The 6,554-nt window shown below is 70.3% G+C and carries 1 protein-coding gene; it reads right to left on the reverse strand.

Annotated elements, in window-relative coordinates; translation table 11 throughout:
- Window positions 1-6,554, reverse strand: a 6,554-nt coding sequence (locus ON21_RS24675; protein WP_157170953.1) for a non-ribosomal peptide synthetase, incomplete at both ends; no start/stop codon positions are given.

Raw genomic sequence — 6,554 nt, forward strand, 5'->3', positions numbered from 1 at the left:
AGGTCGATCCTCGTGAACGGCACGTCGACGTGCTCGAGCACCACTTGGACCGCTTCCTGCGCGCCGTCGCGCAGGAAAGCGGTCCGCAGATTCGGATACCGTGCGACGAGCGCCTGCGCGGCGCGACGCAGCCGCTGCGCGTCGACGTGCCCGCCGAGCTCCAGACACAGTTGCACGATGTAGGCATCGACGGCGCCGGCCGCGAGTTGGGCGTGGAACAGCAACCCGTTCTGCAACGGCGTGAGCGGCCAGATGTCGTCCAGGGCCGGTTGCAGGCGCTCGAGCCGGTCGATCGCATCTTGACCGAGATCGAGAAGGTCGAGGTCGGAGGGGGTGAGCCCGCCCGCACCGGGCTGGGACGCGTGGGCGGCGAGCGCGGTCACCGCGTCGCGCCACAGTTCCGCGAGGTCGGTGACCTCGGCGGCGGTGAGCGGGCCGGTCGGATAGTCCCAAGCGGCGGTCAGAGCCGGCCCGTCCTGGGTGTCCGTGATGACCGCGTTGACACCCAGCAGGGACGCTGCGGCCGCGTCGGGGTTCTGGATGCCGCCGCCACCGGCGGGCATCCAGCCGACTTCCCGCAACACTGCGGGAGCGGTGTCGTACCTGCCCAGATAGTTGAAACTCACCTGAGGGTCGGGCAGCGCACGCAAGACAGGGGCGGTATCGGGGTTGAGGTACCGCAGCATTCCGTAGCCGATCCCGTGATCGGGAATCCGCCGGAGTTGTTCCTTGATCGATTTGACGACCGCTCCGGCGGCGGGTCCGGCGGCGAACGCGTCATCGATGTCGATGCCGGACAGGTCGAGCCGCACCGGATAGGTGGTGGTGAACCACCCGACGGTGCGGGTGAGGTCGGCGTGCGGCAGCACCGCGTCGTGGCGGCCGTGGCTCTCGAGGGTGAGCAGCGTTTCCGATACGGCGTCGCCGTGATCGCGCCGCCATCGGGTCAGCGCCAGAGCGAGCCCCGCGATCAGGGCGTCGTCCACGTTGCCATGGAACACCTCCGGCAGGGTGGTGAGTACGGCGCGCGTCACCGCGGTGGGTAGCGTCACCTCGATGCTCGCGACGGTGGCCTGCACGTCGACGGCTGGGTCGAGGGGGCGGGCTCCGATCGGCGGATCGGCGGCGGCGAGTGTGGACCGCCACCGGTCGAGTTCGTCCCGGCTCGTGGCGGCGGCGTTCAGGGCATGCGCCCAGCGCCGCATCGAGGTGCCTGTAGGCGCGAGCCGTGGCGATTGCCCGGCACTGATCTGCCCCCACGCCATCGCGAGATCGGGAACCAGGATGCGCCAGGAGACGCCGTCCACGGTCAGGTGGTGGGCGACGATCAGCAGCCGTCCCGGCTCGCGCGCCCACTCGAACCAGACCAGTTGCAGCACGACTCCTGCCTCGGGGTCGAGGCGCTCGGCCGCGGCGTTCGCCTCGGCGTCGGCGAGCGCGGCGAAGTCGCTGCTGTCCGGCGCCACGGTCACCGGCACGCGCCGGATCAGCCCGGCGGCGGGTGCGGCGGTCGGCTGCACGTGCAGCGCCCAGCCGGACGGGTGTGTCGGGTCAGGACGCAGCCGGGCGCGCAGCATGTCGTGGCGTTCGAGCACCGCTTGGACGGTGGCGGCGATTCCGGCGCTGTCGATTCCAACCGGCAGAGTGAGCATCGCCCACTGGCAGAAACGATCGAAGCCGCCGCGCTCGAACATCCAGCACATGATCGGCGTCATCGGTATCTGTCCCACGCCTCCGCCGGGCAGTTCGGCGGGAAGGGCGGCGGCCCCGTCACTGTCGCGCACGGCGACCCGGGCCAGTTCGGCGACCGTTCCGTGCTCGAACACTTCGCGCGCCGAGAACGACAGATGCGCGGCCTTGGCCCGCGTGACCAGCTGAATCGCCATGATGCTGTCGCCGCCCATGGCGAAGAACGAATCGTCCGCGCCGACCTCGTCGAGGCCGAGCACCTCGGTGAACAGTCCGGCCAGCGTCTTCTCCATCTCGGTGGCCGGTGGCCGGGATCCGGCGCGGGGGGTGAAGTCGGGCTCGGGCAGCGCGGTGCGGTCGAGTTTGCCGTTCGCCGTCATCGGTAGCGCGTCGATCACCATCACGCTCGCGGGCACCATGTGTGAGGCCAACCGCTCCGCGGCGGATGCCAGGACCGCGGCCGGGTCGAGATCGGCTCCGGGTTCGGGCACCACGTACCCGATCAAGCGGTCGCCGGTGGCCTGGCGTCGGTGCACGGTCGCCACCGCGTGCGCCACACCCGGGTACGCCGACAGCGCCGATTCGACCTCGCCGAGTTCGATACGGAAACCACGAATCTTCACCTGGAGATCCGCCCGGCCCACGTAGTCGAGCGTCAGATGTCCCGCAGGCGACCGCAGCCAGCGCACCAGGTCCCCGGTCCGGTACATACGCCGCCCCGGGCCCGCGAACGGATTGGCGACGAACCGCGACGCCGTCGTAGCCATCCGGTTGCGATAGCCGCGAGCCAAACCCGGACCGGCCAGATACAACTCACCCACGACTCCGACCGGCACCGGCCGCAGCCACGTGTCGAGCACTACCTCCCGCACCCCGCAGATCGGGCCGCCGGTCGTCACCGCCTCACCCGCCACCATCGGGTCGCCCGCATCGGTCTGGATCGTGGCCTCGGCGGGACCGTAGGTGTTGAACAGTCTGCGCCCCGGCGCCCACCGCGACACCAACTCCGGCGAGGGCGGCTCGCCGCCGACCACGACGGTCCCGAGGTGCCCGAGCCCGGCCGGATCGACTGTCGCCAAGGCCGTCGGCGTCAGCGCCGCGTGCGAAACCCGCTCCCGGGTCAGGATCTGCGCCAATTCCTCGCCGCCGTAGACGGTCTGCGGCGCGATCACCAGCTGTCCGCCCGTCGCGAACGCCCAGAGGTATTCGAGCATCGCCGCATCGAAACTCGGAGACGCGGCATGCAGCACCCGCGTGCCCGGCCCGACGCCGAGACGCGCGCGTTGGTCGTCCACCAGATTCGCCAACCCCCGGTGCGACACCACCACGCCTTTCGGTTGTCCCGTCGACCCGGAGGTGTAGATCACGTATGCCGCGTGGTCGACTCGCACCGGTCGGGTTCGCTCCGCATCGCGCACCGGCGCCGCCGGGAACGCCGCCACCCGCGCCCGGACCGCGGGCTCGTCGAGTGCCAGCCACGGCACCGGCCCGGGGAATCGATCCCGCCACCGCGACAGCGTGATGCCCGCCGTCGCACCCGAATCGGTGAGCATGTACGCGATCCGGCCGCGCGGATAATTCGGGTCCACCGGCACGAACGCCGCGCCGGCCTTCGCCACTGCCCAGACCGCCAGCACCGACTCCACCGACCGCGGCAACCCGACCGCGATGCTCGTCTCCGGTCCCGCCCCGAGGTCGATCAGCATGCGTGCCAACCGGTTCGACTCCGCATCCAGTTCGCCGTAGGTCCACCGGCGATCGCCGCACACCGCCGCGACCGCGCGCGGATCGTTCGCCACCGCCGCGGCCAGCAGATCGGGCAGTACTCGTGCGGGCACCCCCGGAGGACCCGACACCGGCGTCAACTCGCGGTATTCCGCGGGGGAGAGCAGATTCAGCCGGGTCAGCGGTAGATCCGGGTCGGTGGCGACCGTGCCGAGCACGGACAGGACCCGATGCAGGGTCGCCTCCATCGTGTTGTGGTCGAACAGCTCGGGCAGATACTTGATGTCCAGACGCAGTCGCGTGTCGACCTGGGCCACCAGGCCCAGCGGGTAGTGCGCCGCGTCGGCGCCGCTCACGTCGATCAGCCGCAGGCCAGCGATGTCGGTGTCCGCCGTGAGCCCGCCACGATCGATCGGATAGGACTCGAACACCGTCACCGTGTCGAACATGGCCCCCGGCCCCGCCACCCGTTCGATGTCGGTCAAGCCCACGTAGTGGTGATCGAGCAACTCGGCCTGTTCGGCCTGGATCCGGTCGAGCAGCTGCCCCAGGCTCTCGGCGGTGTCGAGACGGACGCGCACCGGCAGCGTGTTGACGAACAACCCGATCATCGATTCGACGCCGGCCAGTTGCGGTGGCCGTCCGGAGACGGTGGCGCCGAACGTGACATCCGTCCGAGAGGTCAACGCGCCCAACACGATCGCCCATGCCGTCTGGATCACGGTGTTGAGGGTGATTCCGCGTGCCCGCGCCAGGTTCTTCAAGTGCGCGGTCTGTTCCTCGGTCAGTTCGCCGAGAACGTCACGTGATTCGGTGTATCGACGGCGGGGGTCGGACGGAACCATCAGGGTCGGCTCGTCGGCGCCGTCGAACGCATGGGCCCAGGCGTCGAGCGAAGAACTCGGGTCCTGGCGCACCAGCCACGCCAAGAAGTCCCGATAGGGTCGGACCCGGGGCAGCATCGCGTCGTCGCCGCCGGTGGCGTAGAGCACCAGCAACTCCTTCACCAGCAGCGGCGTCGACCAGCCGTCCAGCAGCAGATGATGATTGGTCAGCACCAGGCGGAAGCGTTCCGGCCCGGTGGTGACCAGCATCCAACGCAGCAGCGGGGCACGTGCGGGGTCGAACCGGGTGGCGCGGTCCGCGGCCAGCAGTCGATTCCACTCTCGACTCAGCGCACCGTCGTCCAGCCCGGACAGGTCGAGTTCCGTCCACGGCGCCTCGACGTCCTCCTCGACCACCTGCACCGGTCCGGCGTCGGTGACGAACGCGGCGCGCAGATTCGGATGCCGGTCCAGCAGCGCCTGCCCGGCTCGGCGCAGCCGCTCCGCATCGACTTTCCCGTGCAACTCGAGGACCAACTGGACCACGTAGGCGTCCACCGAATCCTCGGAAATGAGCGCATGGAACAGCAGCCCCTCCTGCAACGGAGTCAACGGCCAGACGTCGCTCAGCGTCGGGTACCTGTTCTCCAGCCGCTCGATATCGGACTGGGTGAGGTCGACGAGGTCCAGATCCGACGGCGTCCGTCCACCGGTCCCGGCCCGGCGGGTCGCTGCCGCCAACGCGGTCAGTACGCTTCGCCACGACTCCGCCACCTCGCGCACCTGGTCCGCGGTGAGCACCCCGGCCGGGTACGACCACCTCGCCAGCAGCCGCTGCCGGTCCCCGTCGTCCAGTACGAGGGCATTGATGTCGAGCACCGCCGACATCGGCATGTCCGGGTCGAGCGCACCGGTGAATTCTGCGCCGGAGAGGTCCTCGGCGTCGTCCACCGGTATCCATCCGGTCGACGGTGTTGCTCCGGGGACCTCGGTGGTGACGCGGCCGAGGTAGTTGAACCCGATCTGCGGCGTCGGCAGACTCGCGAGCCGCGGTCCGGTGTCCGGGTTGAGATAACGCAGCAAGCCGTAGCCGATCCCGTGGTCCGGGACCGCGCGGAGCTGTTCCTTGACCGACTTGACCGCCGACCCCAGCGCAGGCCCACCCGCGGCCGCGTCGTCGACATCGATGCCCGACAGGTGCAGGCGCATCGGGAAACTCGTGGTGAACCAGCCGACCGTCCGGGCCAGGTCCGAGCCGGGGAGCGCGCATTCCTCGCGGCCGTGTCCTTCCAGACCGATCACCACGTCCGCGAGAGCGCCGGACGCGACCGTATCGCGCTCGCGCCGCCACTTCGTCACCGCCACCGCCAGCGCGGCCAGCAGCCCGTCGCTCACCTCGCCGTGGAATGCCGCGGGCACGGTCGTCAGCAGCGCCTCGGTCACCTCTGGCGGCACCTCGATCTCGACCGTGCGGGCGGTGGCAGCCACATCGATCGCGGGGTCGAGGGGGCGTTTCCCGATCGCCGGATCGTCTCCGGCGGACATCGTCTGCCAGAACTCGAATTCGGCGCCGCGCTCGGCGCTTCGGGCCGCCTCGGCCAGTCCGTGCGCCCACCTGCGCATCGACGTCCCGACCGGGGCCAGATCGGGCGGCTCACCGGACTCGATCCGCGCCCATGCGATCGCGAGATCCGGCACCAGCACCCGCCAGGACACTCCGTCTACGACGGTATGGTGCACCACCACCAGCGCCCTGCCCGGCTCCATCGCGGTTACCGGGTCGAACCAGACCACTTGCAGCACCACCCCGGCGCCCGGATCCAGCCGGTCCGCGGCGGCGTCCAACTCCGCCGCCACCGACGCACGGAACTCGGCGCTTCGCGGCCGTTCCGGCATCGTCACCCGATGGATGACATCGTCGGCTCGAATCGTTCCGGGTGGCAATACTTCCCACGTCCATCGGCCGTCGTCGACCTGACGCAGCCGCGCGCGCAGCATGTCGTGCCGATCGAGTACCGCCTGCACCGTGCCCGCCAGCTTCTGCCGGTCGATCCCGGTCGGCAGTCCCAGCAGCACCGCCTGCGAGAATCGGCCGAATCCCGACCCCGCCCGCTCCAGCAGCCACCGGACGATCGGGGTGATCGGCACCGGCCCCACGCCGCCACCGGGCAGTTCGGCCGGTCGGGCGGCCGCGGCGGTGCTGTCACTGACGGCGACCTCCGCCAGCCCGGCGACCGTCTTGCGTTCGAACACGTCGCGCGGGGTGAACACCACACCCGCCGCCCTGGCTCGATTGACCAGCTGGATCGACATGAT

Origin of the sequence: Nocardia araoensis NBRC 100135 (genome assembly GCF_000308435.1) — a bacterium.
Lineage (GTDB): Bacteria > Actinomycetota > Actinomycetes > Mycobacteriales > Mycobacteriaceae > Nocardia > Nocardia araoensis.